Origin of the sequence: Caldicellulosiruptor kronotskyensis 2002 (assembly GCF_000166775.1) — a bacterium.
GTDB lineage: Bacteria > Bacillota > Thermoanaerobacteria > Caldicellulosiruptorales > Caldicellulosiruptoraceae > Caldicellulosiruptor > Caldicellulosiruptor kronotskyensis.
Map to the genome: position 1 here is coordinate 119,842 of NC_014720.1, position 19,988 is coordinate 139,829.

Genomic DNA, 19,988 nt, shown 5'->3' on the forward strand with positions numbered 1-19,988 from the left:
GGGGAGGAAGTTTAAAAACTTCCTCCCAAAATTGAATTTTATTTCAAAATTCTTGTAAAAATTTTGGAAGGTGGGATTAAATTGTGAATAAAAAGAATGTGATGAAATTAACAAATAGTCTTTCTGAAAATATATCAGGCTGGCTCATTTTATTGCCAAGCATAATTCTCTTTACTTTCTATATTTGGGAGCCAATGATTTATAGTTTAATTCTATCACTGAATGAAACAAAAGGTTTTAGGATAGAAAGATTTGTCGGGCTGCAAAACTACATTGATGTATTAAAAGATAGTGTATTTCATCAAGCGTTAATAAATACATTTTTCTACGTTATTTGGTCGCTGATTATAGGTTTTTTGGTACCAATAGTTGTAGCACTCATAATTAATGAAATGGTTCATCTCAACTCATTTTTTAGATTTTCAATATACTTTCCCAATATGGTCCCAGGAGTTGCTGCACTTGTTCTGTGGGGATTTTTGTTTGACCCAAGCGAAGGCGGACTTTTGAATGCAATAAGAATAAAACTTGGTCTTTATCCTTCTGACTGGTTGCAAAATCCCAAACTTACAATTCCTCTTTTAATATTCATCATGACATGGAAAGCGGCAGGCTCAACAGCCCTGATTTATATTGCACGGCTTCAGGGAATAAATCAGGAGTTGTATGAAGCAGCATGTATTGACGGTGCAGGCATATTCAGAAGGATTATTCATATCACATTGCCAGAGCTGTATTCAACAGCAAGAATGCTTTTAATAATGCAGATAATATTTGTTTTCCAGGTATTGTACGAGCCACTTGTTTTAACCGGTGGTGGACCAAACAATGCGTCACTTTCGTTGATGCTTCTTGCTTACAACTATGCATTTGTTGATTTTGTTGCTGGAAAATCTGCGACTGTAAGTGTACTTGTTACATTAATTTTAATGTGCCTTACATTCATATATATGAGAGTAACCAAAGAAAATAATAACGTTTAAAGATTTGACAAGGGGGCTATGAACTTGAATAAACTGGATTCAAAAACAACTGGAATTATAAATTTTCTTGATCTCCGAAAACCAGCAGTTAAGGCATTTTACTATATACTTTTATTTATTAGCTGTTGCATTGCTTTTGTATGTTTAGCACCACCATTGTGGGTGTTTTTATCAAGTCTTAAAAATATTAAAGAATTTGCTCAGGTACCACCTACTATTATTCCACATACGTTTGAGCCACAAAAGATAATAACTACATGGAAAACCCTCAATTTTACAAAATATTATATAAACTCTTTTATTATGGTTGCTGGAAGTGTTGTATGTGCAATAGTTTTCAACGGTTTGGCGGGGTATGTTATATCCATAATAAAACCGCGTGGTTATAGATTTGTATTTAATCTTATTTTGTGGAGCTTGATGATTCCAGCGACTATTAATCTTGTGCCTATTTTTAAAAACATTGTTGCGTTAAAACTTAATAATTCATACATTCCGCTATGGCTTAGCTATGGTGCAAATGCTTTTTATGTGCTGCTATTTAAAAATTTCTTTGATGAGATTCCAAGAGAGATCATTGAAGCTGCTAAGATTGATGGGTGCCCTAACTTGAGGCTTTTTTACAAGATTGTTATGCCACTTAGCGTTCCAATAATAATGGTAGTGACAATTTTTTCTATAAATGCTTCATGGTCTGATTTTCTTCTACCATATATCGTTCTTAAAAACCGTGAAAGTTATACAGTTATGATAAAAATATATGAGATGTCTTTTGGTAACACATGGATGTCTGCTGATATGAAAATGTTAGCAGTGCTTTATGCAATATTGCCACCTGTGGTATTAGTAATATTCTTTCAGAAATATCTCACCCAAGGTGTTGTGATTGGAAGTTTGAAGTAAAAAATTTTTGCAGAACTTTATGGACAAAATAGGAAAAGATGAGGTGTTGGTAGAATGATAAACAAAAAGGGTAGCAGATATGTAAAAGTAGATCCATGGCGTATAATAGAAGAAAATTTTGACAAATCAAACATGAGAATTTTAGAATCTCTGTTTACTGTGAGCAACGGTTATATTGGCACAAGAGGCTACTTTGATGAGCTTTACACAGGGGATACTCACATCGGCACTTACGTTGCTGGTGTGTTTGAAGAAGTATATGAAAAACCTTCGTACAAAGGAGTGCCAAATAGAACCCAATTTGTTGTCAACAATGCAAACTGGCTGTACACAAGAATTATTGCAGATGGTGAGGAGCTTGACCTGAACCATTCTAATTTTTCGGAGTACAAAAGAGTCCTTGATCTTAAAAGAGGTATTTTAACAAGAGAATTTATTTGGCACACCAAAAAAGGTTCAAGTTTTAAGCTCAAGTTTGAAAGGTTTATTAGCATGACTAAAAGCAATGTATGCTGTCATAAGATGGAAATAACATCATTGGATAAAAGCGGTAAGATAAAAATCATCACTGGGGTTGATTTTTCTCACAAGCACAGGATATATGACACAAACTACTGGGAGGGCTTATTTAAATCAAATGAAAATGATTACATCTCTATTGGATGTAAAACAATAAAGACCAACAAAATAAGCATTGCAAACTTCAAAATAGAGGTAAGCAAGGCATGTGCTCAAGGAATTGTTGAAGGAGAGAAGAAAATAGCAAAAGAGATGGTTTTTGATATAGAAGAAAATGAAAACATAGAGATTAAAAAGGTTGTTGTTATAAATTCGTTTGATAGATTAAATGAAAATTTGCAGAGCGAAAATGGAAAGCTTTGTCAGTATATATTTGGTCAATATAGCTATTCAATACTGAAACAAGAGCATGAAAGATTCTGGGAGAGGATGTGGGAAGAAGTTGATATTGAAATAGGACAAGATAGCGAAAATCAGCAGGGTATAAGATTCTGTATATTCCAAATGCTTCAAGCATACTCAGGCATGCAAGATGTTGTTACTGGGATTGGTGCGAAGGGCTTGAGCGGTGAAGTGTATAATGGTAATTCGTTCTGGGACAGTGAGGTTTATTGTCTCCCGTTTTACCTATTTACAAACATTGATGCAGCAAAAAAGTTATTAGAGTTTAGATACTTTACCCTGCCCCAGGCACAACAAAGAGCTAAAGAGCTTGATTTGAAAGGAGCATTTTATCCAATCGCCACAATTGATGGCACAGAGTCATGTACGCTGTGGCAGCATGCGAATTTGCAGCTTCAGGTAAGTACAGCCGTTGCATATGGACTTTATCACTATTATATTGTCACAAAAGATGAAAAGTTTTTGTTTGAAAAAGGGACAGAGATATTAATTGAGGTTTGCAGGATGCTGGAGAGTAGGTGCCAACTTGGGCAAAAAGATGGCAAGTATGGCTTTTTTGGCGTGATGGGACCTGATGAGTTTCACATGATGGTAAACAACGATTTTTACACAAATTACATGGCAAAAAAGACTTTTGAGTTTACAATAGAGGTCTTGAAGCTGCTAAAGGCCAAAGATGAAAAATTATATAATGAAATAACCAGAAAAACAAAACTTGAAAGAAATGAAGTTGAAAGATGGGCTGATATTGCAAAAAATATGAATATAATTCAAGACCCTCAGAGCAAGGTGTTTGAACAGCATGAAGGCTATTTTAACCTGCCTCATATTGAACTTTCAACAATTCCCGAAGACCAAATTCCAATATACAAAAATTGGGCCTATGACAGGATATTCAGGTATGACATGATAAAACAGCCTGCAGTTTTGCTTTGCATGCTTTTGTACAGCAGCGACTTTACCTTTGAAGAGAAAAAGGCAAATTATGACTATTATGATTTGAGGTGTATTCATGAATCGTCACTGTCTCCTTCAATTCATTCTATTCTGGCATGTGAACTTGGCTATTATGACAAGGCTTATGAGTACTTTAAGTATGCCACACGTTTGGACCTTGACAACTACAACAGGAATACTGACGAAGGACTTCATATAACTTCGCTGGCTGCAGCATGGCTGAACATCGTCTACGGTTTTGGTGGTATGAGGTCTGATACAGTGCCCATAAAGCTTGCTCCAATCATTCCAGAAAATTGGAGTTATTATTCTTTCAGAATTAAATATAATGGGGCGGTATTAAAGATAGTTGTAGACCCACAGAATGTTACTATCAAAAAGCTCAAAGGTGCAGATGTTGAGCTGATGGTTTATGATAAAACCTACACCATAACAGAAGATGAGATTAAAATCCCTCTTCAACAAAGGAGGTAAATTTGATTTTGAGCTGGAGAATTTCAAAAGAAGGGTTTGACCCCTCTTCAATAGAATTGGATGGTAGCAGATTTCTAATTGCAAATGGATACATGGGGTACAGAGGAACCTTAGAAGAGTTTGGAAAGAATGAGCTTGTTGCGTGCACTGTTGCAGGTGTTTACGACAGGTATGATGATAAATGGCGAGAGTTAGTAAACGTGCCAAATGGACTTTTTGTAAAAGTGAATTATAACAATACCCTTCTTTCTCCAATGACTTTCCAAGATTGTGCTCACACTTATGGTCTTGATTTGAAAGATGCGTATTATTTCAGAAACACGAAGTTTTTTGTTGATAAAGAGAAGTGGATAAAAATAAAAACAAAAAGATTTGCAAGTAGCACAGATTACCATCTTTTGTGCTTAGAATATTCTATCACTGCAAATTTTGATTGTGAGATAGAAATAGAAACAGGAATTGATTGTGATATATGGGAGATAAACGGACCGCATTTTAAAGGGATGTCTTTCCAAAAATTAGATGGAATTTATGTGACCCGTCTAACAACCAATGAAGGTAAAAACTTCGCAGTGGCTGAAACAGCTGATCATTTAGATAATTTCATTGATAAGGAATACTTACGCTTATATGCAAGAAAAAGCAAAGTGAAATTGGCAAGTGATAAAGAGTTTAAGTTCTACAAATACATGTGTGTTACTCATTCAATTGAATTTGAAAATCCATTTGATGAAGCGATAAAAAGAATAAATGAGGCTAAAAACTTGGGTTTTGACTATCTTTTTGAAAAGCACAGAGAAAGATGGCAAGAAAGATGGAGCATATGCGATATCAGTATAGATGGCGATGAAAAAGCAATGCTTGCACTTCGATTTTCCATGTATCATCTTCTGAGTATTGCACCTTATCATTCTGAAAAACTCTCAATCCCTGCACGTGGACTTTCCGGGCAGATGTACAAAGGTGCAATATTTTGGGACACAGAAATTTTCATGCTTCCTTTTTTCTCATATACACTTCCAGATGTTGCACGCAATATTGTAATGTATCGTGTACATACCTTGGATGGAGCAAGAAGAAAGGCAAAAGAATATGGCTATGGAGGTGCATTTTATGCATGGGAAAGCCAAGAGACTGGTGATGACGCATGTAGTCTTTTCAACGTCACAGATGTGATTACACAAAGACCTATAAGGACATATTTTCGGGACAAGCAGATTCACATTAATGGCGATGTTGTCTATGGATTTTTTACCTATTACAATGCAACAGGCGATTTTTCAATCTTCTTAGAAGGTGCAGCAGAAGCTGTATTTGAGTGTGCAAAGTTCTATTACTCTTATGCGTATTATAAACCACTAAAAGACAGATTTGAAATTTTAGATGTCACAGGACCTGATGAGTACCACGAAAGAGTAAATAACAATGCTTACACCAACAGAATAGCAAAGTTTACCTTCGAAAAGGCTATATGGTTATATGACATCCTAAAAGAGAAGTATCCAAATATCTTACAAGAAATTGATTCAAAAACATGTATTTCCCAGTATATTGAAAAAATTAAAGAAGCAGAGCAAAAGATATTCTTACAAAAGCCAAATGAAGAAGGGATCATTGAGCAGTTTGATGGTTACCTTAAGTTAGAAGACATAGAAGTTGAAAAGCTAAAAGACAAGATGCTACATCCTTATGAGTACCTTGGCGGTGGAAATGGTTTGGCAACTCAAACTCAGGTGATAAAACAGGCTGATGTAGTTGTGCTTTTGAATTTATTTGAAAGTGAATATGAAAAGGCAATCTTAAAAGCAAACTGGGAGTACTACAATGGGCGCACAGAACATGGTTCTACCCTCAGCTACAGCATGTACGGACTTTTAGCTGCGAAACTCGGTAAACTAAAGGATGCTTATGAATACTTTTTGAAAACAGCACTGATAGACTTAGAAGGAAATTACAAGCAGTATGTTGGGAATTTGTACATTGGAGGTACACATCCTGCCGCAAACGGTGGTACATGGATGGCAGCAGTGTTTGGTTTTGGTGGAATTAGGGTAGAGGGGACTAAAGTTGAGATGGATCCACATCTTCCCGCACATTGGAAAAGCCTTAGATTTAATTTAATAATTCATGGAAACCTATTTGAGTTTGAGATTTCAAATAGCAAAATATTGATAAAAAGCACCAGGTTAAAGAATTCAAAAAATAGAAGTTACAGAATTGTAGCAAATAAAAGCGAATTTATACATGAAATAGGTCAGTTGCTTGAAATAAATTTGAAAGGAGAATGAAGCATTGGTTCCTATCGAAGTTCTTCTAAAAAGTATAGAAGGTGCAATATTTGACTTGGATGGTGTCATCGTAGACACAGCAAAATATCACTATTCTGCGTGGAAAAAGCTTGCGAACATGTTGGGGTTTGAATTTACTGAAAAAGACAATGAAAAGCTCAAAGGTGTTAGCAGAAAAGAGTCGCTTGAAATACTTCTCAAAATAGGTGGCAAAGAAAATGAGTTCAGTAGAGCTCAAAGAGAAGAATTGATGGATATAAAAAATAACTGGTATTTGGAGTATATAGTCAAGCTAACAGAGGATGATATTCTTCCGGGCACAAAAGAGACCATATTGACCTTGAAAGAACAAGGTATAAAAGTTGGACTTGCAACAGCAAGCAAAAACGCAATGTTGATACTTGAAAGGCTCAAGATAAAAGATTTGTTTGATGCAATTGTTGATGGTACGCAGATATCCCGAGCAAAACCTGACCCTGAAATATTTTTAAAATGTGCCCAAAAGCTTGAGGTAGATCCGAAAAAATGTATTGTGTTTGAGGATGCAGCGGCGGGCATAAAAGCAGCAAAACTAGCAGGAATGTTTGCAGTTGGAGTAGGTTCGCTTGATACGCTGAGCGAGGCTGATATAGTTGTTAGCAGCCTGGCCCAGTTAGTGAAGGAACTAAATTAGAGGCAATAATTTAGTTAAAATAAAAATATTGCAATAAAAGGAGGTTGTAAGATGGTAAAAAGGCTTTGGATATTAAGTTTGATTGTAATTTTACTTCTTAGTTCTTTTTCAGTTGCATTTGCAGACATCAGAGTAGAGACTCCTTACATGGAGTACCAAGGAGATACTTTAAAGTTTTACTCTACAGTTGAAAGCGACATCTATGGGGAGCTTTCCATAGGGGATGAAGTATTAGTTGCAGTTTACGCAATAAAAGAGGATGGCAATAGCATTTTGTTAGGACAAGGGAAAATTGTTATACTTGATGTGTATCAAGACCAAACGGATGGTAAGGTCTACTACAATGGGTCGAACTACAACTTAATAGAAACCAGCATTCCAGTATTAAGTGCGCTGCTAACGAACTCATCCAAAATTAAGTTTTATGCAGCATCTTTAAATAAAATCAGCAATACATCTAATTCATCGTATTCTATTTTTGCACTTCCACCAATCATCCTGCCAAATCCTGCATCTGTTGACAAAACTACTCTTGGAAATTCAGACTTAGAACTGAGCATGTATCTTCCTGCATCTGTGCAAATATCAAAAATTATTAAGTCGGCTACTCAAACCGAACTTAGAAAGGACATAGATTATGTTATTTCAAATAGCAAGCTTTATTTTAAAAATGCCTATGTTAAAAATTTAAGCTTGGGTCAAAATACATTTGAGATATATGACACCTTGGGAAATATAACAATTTTAAAAGTAAATGTGACCGAGTCTGCTCAAGTGCCGTCAAACCAGCAAGGTTCAACTCCATCTCAGAGCTCTGGCTCAGCAGCAACCAATGCAGGAAGCAACCAACAGGGGACTTTTCAACAGTCGTCGGCAGAAGATAAATCAAAATTAGAAAGTACTATACAAATCTCAGTAGACAAGAATTTGAATACAGCAAATGCTGTAATAGACAAAGATACAATTTCTAAGTTGTTGCTTTCACAAAAAGTGGAGGAGACAAAGAAATTAATTTTAAACGTCAAAGCAGAAGGAAATATAAGCACATATAATATGAACTTGCCAAAAGACACTTTGCAAGTTCTTTCTGACAAGGTGGAAAGTCTCAAGATTACAACACCAGTATGTAGCTTGGAACTAAATAAGATGCTTCTACAAGATATAAAAGACAAAGAAGTTTCTGTCAAAGTGTCTAATAAAACAGAGAATATTGCCGAGAGCGTAAAACAAATTTTGGGTCAAAAACCAATAGTTTCAGTTCAAATCACTGCAGGGGATGCAAAATTAGAAAGCTTGGGCAAAAGTGCAGTCAAGCTTGAAATTCCGTACAAGCCATCGGCAATTGAAAAGGAAAATACTCACAAGCTTGTTGGTGTGAGGATTGATGGAGACAATATTGTAACTTTAAAGCAAAGCTTTTATTCTGCCCAGGATGGCCATTTCGTAATTTTTACAGATCATTTGAGCGATTTTTCTCTCCTTTACAGGGATGTTAGCTTTGACGATGCGTTCTATTCATATGCTAAAAAACAAATTGAGTTTTTAGCGGCAAGAGATGTTATAAAGGGTGTTGGGAAGAACAAATTTATGCCTAAGAATAATATCACACGTGCAGATTTTGTTACATTAATTGTAAGAGCATTTGGACTGGATGCTCGAGTGGACTCTAACTTTGATGATGTCCTTCCATCAGATTATTACTATCAAACGGTAGGTATCGCAAAGAAACTTGGCATTGTAAATGGTGTTGGCAAAAACAAGTTTGAACCAAAGAAAGCTATCTCACGAGAAGATGTAATGTGTATAATGGAAAGAACATTAAAACTTTTAGGTTTACTAGAAGTACAGGAAGAGCCAACAAAAGTATTAGATCAATACAGTGACAGCAATCAAATTTCAGATTATGCGAAAGATGCTATTGCTCAGCTTGTAAAGAATCAGATAGTAAAAGGCTACAATAACATGCTAAATCCAAAGAGGAATCTTACAAGGGAAGAAGCAGCTGTACTTTTGTACAATATCTATCAAAATGTGCTCTTAAGATAAATTTATGAATAACAGGGAGGGACGAGATGCTATGAAAAGAAGGCTTATTTCAATCATAACCATTTTTATTCAGCTACTGAGTCTGATTGCATATGTGCCGGCAGTTCATGCCCAAGGCTTGCCTGATTTGATTGTTACAGATATTTCGTGGCAGCCAGCAAATCCTCAGGCAGGAGATAAAGTGCTCTTTAGCGTAACAATCAAAAATATAGGTGATGCACCAACTCCGAGCGGAGTAATCCATGGTGTTGGATTTCACATTGACAATGACTTTACAAGGTTTTGGTGGACTGACAACTTCACAGGCCCCTTGCAGCCTGGAGAAGAGAAAACACTGACAGTGACAGGTGGAATGGGTGGTCCTGATAGAAATCTGCCAACCTGGGATGCTATTGGTGGGCGTCATACCGTGTGGGCGTTTGTCGATGATTACGACCCAAATCCCGGCGACGATATAACAGGTAGAATAAAAGAGAGCAATGAAGACAACAATGTATTCGGGAAAGAAATTATTGTTGCAGCTGGGTCAGGCGGACCGAGAATTGTGAGAATAAAAAGTGCATGGACAGGGCAGTATGTTTATCAGGCAGGAGACAAACTACAATACAGCTATGATATACCTGCAAACGATGCACGGTCCCAGTGGATAATTGAAGAGTTTGAAGGCAGTATCAGAATTAAAAATAGAGCAACATACAACTATATTCACATTGAAAATTATGATTCAAAGAAATATGTTGAATGTGGCAATATAGATGATAGCTGGTACAGCGCGCGCTGGGTTCTGGAAGATGCAGGTGGCTCATATAGAATTAAAAGCGTATTCAAAAATACACAGTATTTAAATATAGAAGGAAATCCCGGGTATGTTGTTTTGAGTGAAGCCTACCCTGAATGGGATTCCGCAAAATGGATCTTGGAAGATGTTGATATCACTCAAAACTTCACAGCACCACTACCTGACTTGGTTATTGAGGATGTATACTGGGATCCGGCAAATCCTCAGGAAGGAGACGATGTTTTGTTTAAAGTAAAAGTTAAAAATATTGGTGAGGGTGCTGTTAAAGAGGGTGAACAGATTGCTGCAGGTTTTAATGTAGATGGCAGGGCACCATGGTTTTGGACTGATCTTTACACAGGCGGTTTGGCGGTAGGACAGAGTATTGTCTTGCCTGTAATAGGAGGGACTGAAGGAAAGTATTGGAAAGCAAAAAGCGGGATTCACACTCTTTATTGCAATGTAGACGATTACGACCCTGACCCAAATGATGATAAAGTGGGTAGGGTAAAAGAGAGTAATGACAATAACAACTCATTCCACAAGCGACTGCCATATATTCCAAAAGCCCAACCAAAGGAAGAACCGCTGCCTCTTATGTGTGGTGCAATCTATGTTGGTGGAAAATTGAATGTTGCAAAAGATGTTTACCATAATGATACAAGAGCAGAAAATAAGGTAATGAAAATAAGAGAGAAGTTTAGTAATCTTAAGAACAACAATAATGTTGATGCTTCGTTATTTGATGAACTGGCTAAATATAAGATTGAAAAGGTGGTTGTTGGAACTCCAAATCCTGCTAACACCAAGCCAAGCAAATTTGCTATGTATTGGGATGAGAATTACTTATACGCAGTTGTTCGAGTTTATGACGCTGCAAAGAGAAAAGATGCACCAGATCCTGGACAAATATGGAATAATGACAGCGTTGAGATTTATCTTGATATGGACAGAAACAAAGAAGATTCTTATACATCAGATGATTTTCAATATTTCTTTGGCTGGAACTATTCACAGCCGATGGAGTTCAAACACAATGCAATTCAAAATGTAAGATTTACTCAACATGATTTTGATGATGGTTATGGAATGTTAATCGAGATTCCGTGGACAACACTTGGCGTATCTGCTCAGAAGAACATGGTATTTGGTTTTGATATAGCAATAGATGATAACTACGCAAATCAAACCCGCGGATGCCAATATATTTGGAATTCGAAAGATGACCAGGCATGGCAGTATCCAAATAGGTTTGGTGACTGTCAGCTTGTTTTGGGTCTGGGAACACCAAAGCAACTTCCACCACCTCAAAAACAACAAGCTCAAAAACCAGAAGCACCACCATATCAAGTACCAGCTGGCATAGGAGCGAGCGTTCCATGGATAGAGTTTGAAGCAGAAAATGCATCAACAAACGGTGATATCATAGGACCATCTTATGAGGTCAATGATGAAGCAAATGAAGCATCCAATAGAAGATTTGTAAGACTTGATCAGGTTGGAGAATATGTTGAATTAACTGCGACCAGTGAAGTAAATTCAATTGTTGTAAGATATAGCATCCCGGACAGTGACGATGGCAAAGGAATTGATGCAACAATTTCGCTTTATGTAAATGGACAGTTTAGACAGAAATTGAACCTTACATCAAGATACAGCTGGGTATATGGAGCATACCCGTGGAGCAACGACCCATCTTTTGGTGCACCAAGGTATTACTTTGATGAAGTGAGAGCATTGATTGGACAGGTTAACCCAGGAGATAAAATAAGATTGCAGGTAGACAGCGGTGATGATTCACCATACTATGATATTGACTTGATAGACATTGAAAATGTTGCACCACCACTTCCAAAACCAGACAACTTCCTGGACATAAGAGATTTTGGCGCAATACCAAATGATGGAAAGGATGATACAAAAGCTATCTATGATGCAATTTTCGCTGCAAAGCAGCAGGGAAAAGGTGTATGGATACCTAAGGGTGTATTTGAGAAATTAGAAGGACCTGTTGTTGATAATGTATATAGTGGCTTTAGTGGCACAGGCTACGTAAAAGGGTTTGATGTGATTGGAGCAACAGAAAAACTTCTCATATCAGGAATACCATCAGATGGAAATTACACAATGGAAATTAGATACTCTAACGCAACTGGAATAGATCAGGCACTTTCATTTATGGTAAACGGGCATAGATATGAAGTTTCATTGCCACCAACAGGTAGCTGGGATAGCTGGCAGACTACAACAATTGATGTTGTTCTCAATACTGGCAGAAACCTGCTTCAGATAATTCATCAATATGAAGATACAGGGAATATTTACCTTGACTATGTAAAAGTGAACACTACCTTGTTCGAAGCAGAAGACGGGTGGCTGACATGTCCAATATATGTTGATAATGTAACAATTAGAGGAGCTGGTATGTGGTACTCAACAATAAGTGGTCCATATTCGCAGTTTGTTCTAATGGGCAACAACTGCAAATTCTATGATTTTGCAATATTTGGTGAGACAAATTCAAGAATTGACGAGCTTGACGACAATGCATTCTTAGGCTGGGGAGGAACGGGCTCTGTATTAGAAAACATTTGGGTTGAACACAAAAAATGTGGATTCTGGGTTGGAAACTCTAAATATGGCAGGACGGATGGACTTGTTATCAGAAACTGCAGATTCAGAAACTTGATGGCTGATGGTGTAAATCTTTGTGATGGTACTATTAATTCAATAATTGAAAACTGCCATGCAAGAAATACTGGCGATGATGCTTTTGCGATCTGGTCGGCAACTTACAACCAAAATGTCTGGGCATGTGAAAATAACATAATTCGTAACAACACAATACAGCAACCATGGCTTGCTCAAGGAATTGCATTGTACGGAGGTAGCAACAACATTGTTGAAAACAATCTTATAATAGATATTCCAACATCTGCAGGAATATTAATTAGTACTACATTCCCGTGCATACCATTCAGCGGAACATCAGAAGTAAGAAATAATAGTATCGTAAGAGCTGGTGAACAAAGTGGCAAATTGGGAGCAATTAGAATAATGTGTGATCAGCAAGATATATCTGGAATTGTCATCAAAAACATTGACTTATACGATTGCACAGATGTAGGAATAAGATTTATGGGAACAAAACAAGCAAATGGGATTGTATTTGAGAACGTTCGCATCAACTACACTGGTTCATATGGTATATACGCATCAGGTGAGACAAAAGGTACAGTTATATTTAAGAATGTAACAATTGACAATACCGCACTTGACAAGGTAATGTTCGAGACTCCTAACATGACAGTAGAAAAGCTTGAGGGTAATAACTGGTAACAAACTCTCCCACCCCCCCACTTTGCCATAAGGCAAGGTGGGGGTTATTTTTAAAAAATCAAGGTCTATGTCAACTATTTAATAATGTGCAAATTATTATGTGATATAATTATGGATAGATGCTTATCAAGAGGTGTTTTTAAGTGTATAAAAGCATAAAATATAGAATAACACTTGTGACTTCAATCATATTCATCGGATTTATAGCTTTAGTGGCATTGGCTTCGAACTTTATATTTAAAGATTTTTTAATGGATTATTACTACCAGCTATTACAAAAAAATGACCAGAGTATAACCAATAATTATAAAATTTATGTAACGCTCATAGAAGAGTCTGCAAAACAGATTGGGACAAATAGTAAAGTATTTGAACTGTTAAAAAACAATAATGCAGGAGGCAATATAACAGAGATTTTAGATGGAATCAAACTCTCTAATACAAGAATATTGGCAGTTGTATTGTATGATACAAATGGAAGATATTATACTTCAAGCTATGTTGTAGACTATCCAACATTGAGTGAACTTTTAAAGGATAAAAGAATAAAAGAGTTTGTTGCCAATGATAAAAAGCAAAGCTTGTGGTTGATTAGAAATAGAGAGCTAGCTCCATACTACAATAATACATATTATAAAAGCACCTATGGAGTTGTAAGTTTTATTTCTAAAATATATGATGAAAATAAAAGACTCTGTGGATATCTTGTGATTGATATAGACCCTAAATATTTTTACCAGCGGCACTTTGGAGTTTCTGATCATGCTGACATTTCGGTTTATCTTTATGATAAGGATATTGGTCTGCTACCACGCCAGGATGAACAGACTCAGACCCTCTTAAAACTTTCCTCTGTGGTAAAAAACAGAAAAATAGATAGCAAAGCCTTAAAAAAAGAGAATACATTGGTAAGAATCGACGATAACGCATTACTTGATATGGTTAAAATTTTTGATTCAGGATATATTGTCATTTTATATAACATAAGTGAATTTGGAAGAGATATTATGACATACACAATCTTTGTAATAATAATTAGTGTGTTATTAATTGGAATGTCATTTTTATCAAGTACCATTTTGACTCAGACAATCTACAAGCCTCTGATCAACTTGGTTAGCAAAATAAGAAATTACAATTATAATAATTAAAATTATTCATTTCTGGCTTTTACTTTAATCAAAATGGTTGTACCTTTGTTTTTTTCACTTGAAATAAACAAACCATATTCTTTACCATATTCAATTTTAAGTCTTTCATCGACGTTTTTTAGTCCATAACCACCTTTACCGTTTTTGCTTAAATTATCTAATTCAGAAGGGTCAAATCCTACTCCATTGTCTGAAACTTCAATATGCAAATCCTCATTAACTAACATGCTTTTTACAACGATAAGACCTTTTTCTTTCTTAGGCAAGATTCCATGTTTTATGGAGTTTTCCACAAGCGGCTGTACAGTAAATTTGAGAATCTTCATGTCCGTTGTTTCAGGAGCAATTTCAAACTCAATGTCAAACTTATTAGGAAATCTAATCTTTTCGATAGCAACAAAATTTTTTACAAGCTCTATTTCATCAGATAATCGTATGTACTTTTCACCTCTATGCAAACTTATACGATAGAACTTGGCTAAAGCCATAACAATATTTTCAATTTCAGGCTGTTTTTTGATTTTAGCAATCCAAGCTATAGCGTCAAGTGTATTATAAAGAAAATGGGGGTTTATTTGCGATTGTAATGCTATCAGTTCAAGCTCTCTTTGCTTTTCCATATCATGATTGATTGTTTCAACTAAGTTACTTATTCGTTTGGTCATTTCCTCAAATGCAAGTTCTAACTCCCATATCTCATCGTGTAAGTTTTTATATATGTAGGGCTTAACATTTTTTGTTTGACCTATAGAATTAATTCTATTTAATAAAAATCTAATGGGATTGGTCAATGAAGAAGCAGCCTTGATTGCTATCACAACACATAATATTAATGTAAAAAATACAAGCCATATTATTATAATATTTATCTTGGTAAGCTGATTTTTTAAATTAGATAGTGGAAGCAAACTTATAATAAACCATTTGCAATTAAGACGTTCAAGATTTTCGCTGGGTTTGCTGATTGCTACAAGAAATTGCCCCTCGTTTATTGTTCTCAATGAGTAACTAAATTCTTTTTTGGCATCAGAAAGCCAGTTTTCAAAAATGATATTCCCCACATACTTACTTTCAGGATGGCTGATGATTTTGTTCTGCTGATCTATAACAAGGGTAGAAACAATATCCGATGACTTGCTTTTGTTACATATAATGGCTATACTGTTTTCGTCAATTAGCATCAGAAGATAGCCCAAATATTGACCGGTATAAAAATTATAATATCTTTTTCCAAGAACTATATAGTTGTTTCCATTATCTTTTACTATAGGACCCCATACGAATAAGTTTCTTCTATCTTCTATATGAGAAAGTAACTCTTTTGTGATGAATAAAGAAGGGTTTACCTTGGTGTTAAAGTTAAATACTTCGCCTTTCTTGGTTACAATTACAATATCACCAATATAATCGTTTATTCCCATAGTGTTTAAATATGTTGTTAATTTTTTTTCTTTTTCGTTGTACGATAAATTAGTATTAGATAAGAGATCATATATGTCTTGATTTTGAAGTAGTCTTACCGACGTAAGGTTTATGTTGGTAAGAAGCAAGTAAATGCCCTCCTGAATATCACTGTGAATATCTTTGAGGTGCTTGTAGTAGTATTTTTGTATTATAAATTCACTGAATACTCTCGAAAAATATATTATAGTAAATGTAAAAATCACTATACCTAAGACTAAAAAGAAAGTGATTCTGCTTTTGAGCTTAAATCTTCGTAAAAAGTTAGTATTCATCTTTTAATTCACCTGCAAAAGTATGATAATCTACAAATTCTTTTGGAGTATATCCCGTATACTTTTTGAATAACTGACTAAAATATTTAGCATCTTGGTATCCCACTTTTTCTGCAATCTCATAGACTTTTAGGTTTGTTGATAAAAGCAATTCCTTTGCTTTGGTAATTCTGTATTCAACAAGGCAATCATAAAATGTTTTTCCCAGTTCATCTTTAAACAAGTGTATCAAGTGGGAAGTGCTGATATGAAGTTTATTTGCTACTTCATCAATGGTGATATCTCTGTTATAGTTTTCAACAATCATTTTTAGAGCATCTTTGACTTCTTTTCTGATACCGATTAAATCTTTGTCGCGTGCACAGCCAATTATATTTAGCTCTGGCAAAGGAGAATAATTTGAAGCAAATGTAGCTTCTCTATAAGCTTTAAATATATTATCCCATAGGTGTACATCACTTATTCCCACTGCAACAGTAAAATTATCATTTTGAAATTTTCTATTAATTTTTCTCATCAAATAACATAATTCGTTTTTAAGCTGTTCATAAAGAGTATCTGTGTCACCATCAAGACCAATTATTATAACAAATTCATCCTCGTCTTTTTCCAGACAAATGCCACTATTTGAAATGCGTGCAAATACATTGTTTAACATTTGATTAGTTATGTAATCTTTTAGCATGTACAAATGTTCGTTTGTAGTTAAAGCAGTCTTATCATAATTTGAAATTCTTATAGTTATTACTACTATATTGTTTGAATCAATTTTAAAATAAGAAAGTGTTTCTTTAATGGATTGGCTATCTAAAACCTTTCCATATACAATTTCTCTCAGCAAACCAAGTTTTAAAGCCGAAATATTGTTTTTGAAGCTGTTGTAAGAGTCAATAAAATTTCTTTCACTTTCTATTTTCTTAATTACCTTCTGGATTGTTTCGATAAGTTCATTGTTATCAATGGGCTTTAGAATATAGTTTGTTGCACCATACTTTATTGCTGCTCTTGCGTACTCAAAATGGTCATACGCACTTATTACTATCAGGTGAGAATTAATTTCATTTTCTCTTAATTTTTTCATAAATTCGACACCATCTAATATAGGCATTCTAATATCAGTAATGATAATATCAGGATTGAGGATTTTTGCAAGATTTAAAGCATCTTCTCCATTTTCAGCTTCTCCAACTATTTCTATTTGATATTTAGCCCAATCAATGGTTTGCTTAATTCCTTCTTTGACATAGTACTCATCATCCACAATCATCATTTTGTACATCTTAAATCACCCAATTAATATTTTACCACAAACAATGTGCTGTTTTAATGAAAAGTTGAAAACTTGCACGCGCCAAAAAAGTTAAACTCAAAACAAGATATTCAGATTTTAAAATAATGTTTTTTGATTTATTATAATAACAAACAATTCACAAAATCAAATTGATAAAAGGAGGTATTTTCAGTGAAAAATTTTAAAAAGATTTTAGGGCTTATTGTTTTGGTTGTATTTATGGTAAGCATAGTGGGAATGTATGGCAACACTGGTGTAGACGCAAAGACTACCGAAAAGGTTAAAATCAGGGCAGTGACATATTTCACTGGTGCAGATCCATGGACAAACACATGGAAAGAGGCTATTAAAGATTTTATGGCTAAAAATCCAAATGTTGAAATTGTTGACGAAGCAACTCCCGCTGCAAATGATGCTATTAGAACCAAGATTAAAACAGATTTTGCTTCAGGCAATGAACCGGATGTAACATTCTTCTTTGTAGGTGCAGACGCAGAACCACTACTAAAGTCTGGCAAAGTATTTATATGGGATGACGAATTAAAGAAAGATACAAAATGGAGCAGCAACATTTACAAAAGTGCGCTTGCATTTACAACTTACAATGGTCCAATCAAAGAATACAAGGGAAAAGTATATGCAATACCAACCATAGGCTTTTATGAAGGATTATATGTAAATGTCGACTTATTTAATAAATATAATCTTCCACTTCCAACTGATTGGGATAAGTTTATTAAAGCAGTTAACACATTCAAATCAAAGGGTATAATTCCAATAGCAGGTTCCATACTTGAATCATATTACTTGATTGAAACATTTATCCTTTCTGCTGGTGGACCGCAGGGACACAATACCCCGTTCCATCCGAGTTGGGAAAAAGGGTTAAATATAATAAAAGACCTATACAAGATGGGAGCATTTCCAAAAGATGCATTGACGCTTCAAGATGCTCAGGCACAGGCACTGTTTGCAGACAAGAAAGCAGCAATGATGATAAATGGTTCGTGGTGTGTAGGTGGCTTGAAAGATAAGGTTAACACAAAAATAATGCCAGTTCCAGTTGTTCCTGGTGGCAAAGCGCATCCAACTGACATAATCGGTGGATTTGGTTCTGGATGGTATGTAAGCAAAGATTTGAACAAAAAGAAGAATGGCTGGCCAGTAAAATTTGTAAAATATATAACATCTCCTGAAGTTGAGGCTAAATTTATTGCAGTTGGTGGTGTTCCAGCAATTAAATGTAAGGTTCCAAATGTTACTCCAGTTGCACAGAGCGGTTATGATATGATGGCAAAAGCTAATTCTGTTTCGATGCCAATTGATGCTCAGATATTACCAGAGGCATTTACAAAGATTAGAACAGATTTGGCATATGTTGTAACAGGTAAGAAAACAGCAAAGCATCTTTTGGCTGAAGCTAAGAAGATTCAAGATAGTGTAAAGAAATAGTTATTAACAGGATTGGAGATTAGGGAGATTAGCCTTCGGGCTAATCTCCCTAATCATTCAAAAAAATAATAAAGAAATTACATAAAATTTTAAATAGGGGAGAAGGATTAGAAATGCAAATACTAAAAAATAAAAAATATGCAATTGGGCTACTGCTACCTGCACTATTGTTGGTTAGTGTCTTTATATACTACCCTTTGTTTGCCACTTTTTATTACAGTTTTTTTGACTGGCGAGATTTTTCTAACTATAAGACCTTTGTAGGACTTAATAACTATGTGCAGATGATTCAAGATTATGCTGTAAGAAAGGCACTTGTAAACACCTTCATTATGATGGTATGTGTAATTGTATTTCAGGTTGGGATTGCTCTTGTTTTGGCTTTGATAGTAGATAGCATAAAAGCAGGATATAAGTTTTTCAGAACAGTTTTCTTTTTTCCTGTTGTAATTTCTGGTACTGCAATAGGATTGATGTTTTATTTAGCATATGCATATGACTATGGACTTTTAAATGCTATTATGACTGCTTTTGGAGGACAGAAAAAAGTTTGGGTTACGGAAAATTCAGCTTTAATTATGGTTTTAATACCAGTAATTTGGCAATATGTTGGATTTTATTTTGTTATCTTTCTTGCAGCTCTTTCTAAAGTTCCTCACGATATATATGAGTCGGCTTTGATTGATGGAATAACAGGGATAAAGAAAGCTATTTATATAACAATTCCACTTATATGGGATGTAATTACGGTTTGTATATCACTTGCAATTGTTGGTACATTTAAGGTATTCGACATAGTGTATGTTATTACTGGTGGTGGTCCTATGGATGCAAGTCAGGTTTTAGGTACTTATTTATATAAGATTGCCTTTACAGGTCAGAATCAGGGTTATGCTTCTGCAATTGGCGTATTAATAATAGTTCTTGGTATAATTTTGTCAACAATTTCCAATAAACTAACAGAAAGAGAAACAATAACCTATTAGAAATGAAAGG

Annotated in this window: 12 protein-coding genes; 10 read left to right on the forward strand and 2 right to left on the reverse strand. The window is 35.1% G+C overall.

Annotated elements, in window-relative coordinates:
* Positions 1–83 precede the first annotated feature (83 nt).
* The 8 genes from CALKRO_RS00420 (at position 84) to CALKRO_RS00455 (ending at position 14,513) form a co-directional block, all read left to right on the forward strand.
* Positions 84–983, forward strand: a complete 900-nt coding sequence (locus CALKRO_RS00420; RefSeq protein WP_013429158.1) for a carbohydrate ABC transporter permease — start codon at positions 84–86, stop codon at positions 981–983.
* A gap of 18 nt (positions 984–1,001) precedes the next feature.
* Positions 1,002–1,886 carry a carbohydrate ABC transporter permease gene (locus CALKRO_RS00425; protein ID WP_013429159.1) on the forward strand — a complete coding sequence of 295 codons (885 nt, stop codon included), beginning with the start codon at positions 1,002–1,004 and terminating at the stop codon, positions 1,884–1,886.
* Between the two features lie 54 nt (positions 1,887–1,940).
* The gene (locus CALKRO_RS00430) at positions 1,941–4,238 is read left to right on the forward strand and encodes a glycoside hydrolase family 65 protein (protein ID WP_013429160.1); all 2,298 of its coding nucleotides are present in this window, start codon (positions 1,941–1,943) and stop codon (positions 4,236–4,238) included.
* 8 nt (positions 4,239–4,246) lie between these two features.
* Positions 4,247–6,526: a glycosyl hydrolase family 65 protein gene (locus tag CALKRO_RS00435; RefSeq protein WP_013429161.1), complete on the forward strand. Its 2,280-nt coding sequence runs from the start codon at positions 4,247–4,249 to the stop codon at positions 6,524–6,526.
* 4 nt (positions 6,527–6,530) lie between these two features.
* Positions 6,531–7,199: a beta-phosphoglucomutase gene (gene pgmB, locus CALKRO_RS00440; RefSeq protein WP_013429162.1), complete on the forward strand. Its 669-nt coding sequence runs from the start codon at positions 6,531–6,533 to the stop codon at positions 7,197–7,199.
* Between the two features lie 51 nt (positions 7,200–7,250).
* Positions 7,251–9,245 (forward strand): S-layer homology domain-containing protein, encoded by a 1,995-nt coding sequence (locus tag CALKRO_RS00445; protein WP_013429163.1) that lies wholly within the window; start codon positions 7,251–7,253, stop codon positions 9,243–9,245.
* A gap of 31 nt (positions 9,246–9,276) precedes the next feature.
* Entirely contained in the window at positions 9,277–13,362 is a 4,086-nt protein-coding gene (locus CALKRO_RS00450; protein ID WP_013429164.1) for a sugar-binding protein, read from the forward strand.
* A gap of 143 nt (positions 13,363–13,505) precedes the next feature.
* Positions 13,506–14,513 (forward strand): cache domain-containing protein, encoded by a 1,008-nt coding sequence (locus tag CALKRO_RS00455; protein WP_013429165.1) that lies wholly within the window; start codon positions 13,506–13,508, stop codon positions 14,511–14,513.
* A 2-nt stretch (positions 14,514–14,515) separates the two neighbouring features.
* Here the strand turns inward: CALKRO_RS00455 and CALKRO_RS00460 are convergent, their stop codons facing one another.
* Positions 14,516–16,249: a sensor histidine kinase gene (locus CALKRO_RS00460; protein WP_013429166.1), complete on the reverse strand. Its 1,734-nt coding sequence runs from the start codon at positions 16,247–16,249 to the stop codon at positions 14,516–14,518.
* Positions 16,239–17,528, reverse strand: coding sequence for a response regulator transcription factor (locus CALKRO_RS00465; protein ID WP_237699107.1), 1,290 nt, complete (start codon positions 17,526–17,528; stop codon positions 16,239–16,241). The genes CALKRO_RS00460 and CALKRO_RS00465 overlap by 11 nt, the downstream gene beginning before the upstream one ends.
* A 183-nt stretch (positions 17,529–17,711) precedes the next feature.
* On the opposite strand from CALKRO_RS00465, the gene CALKRO_RS00470 reads away from it, so the two are divergent.
* Together CALKRO_RS00470 and CALKRO_RS00475 are read left to right on the forward strand one after the other, a co-directional pair.
* Complete coding sequence (locus CALKRO_RS00470) at positions 17,712–18,992, forward strand: ABC transporter substrate-binding protein (protein WP_013429168.1); 1,281 nt, start codon at positions 17,712–17,714, stop codon at positions 18,990–18,992.
* A gap of 113 nt (positions 18,993–19,105) precedes the next feature.
* Positions 19,106–19,978 carry a carbohydrate ABC transporter permease gene (locus CALKRO_RS00475; protein WP_013429169.1) on the forward strand — a complete coding sequence of 291 codons (873 nt, stop codon included), beginning with the start codon at positions 19,106–19,108 and terminating at the stop codon, positions 19,976–19,978.
* Positions 19,979–19,988: the final 10 nt, after the last annotated feature.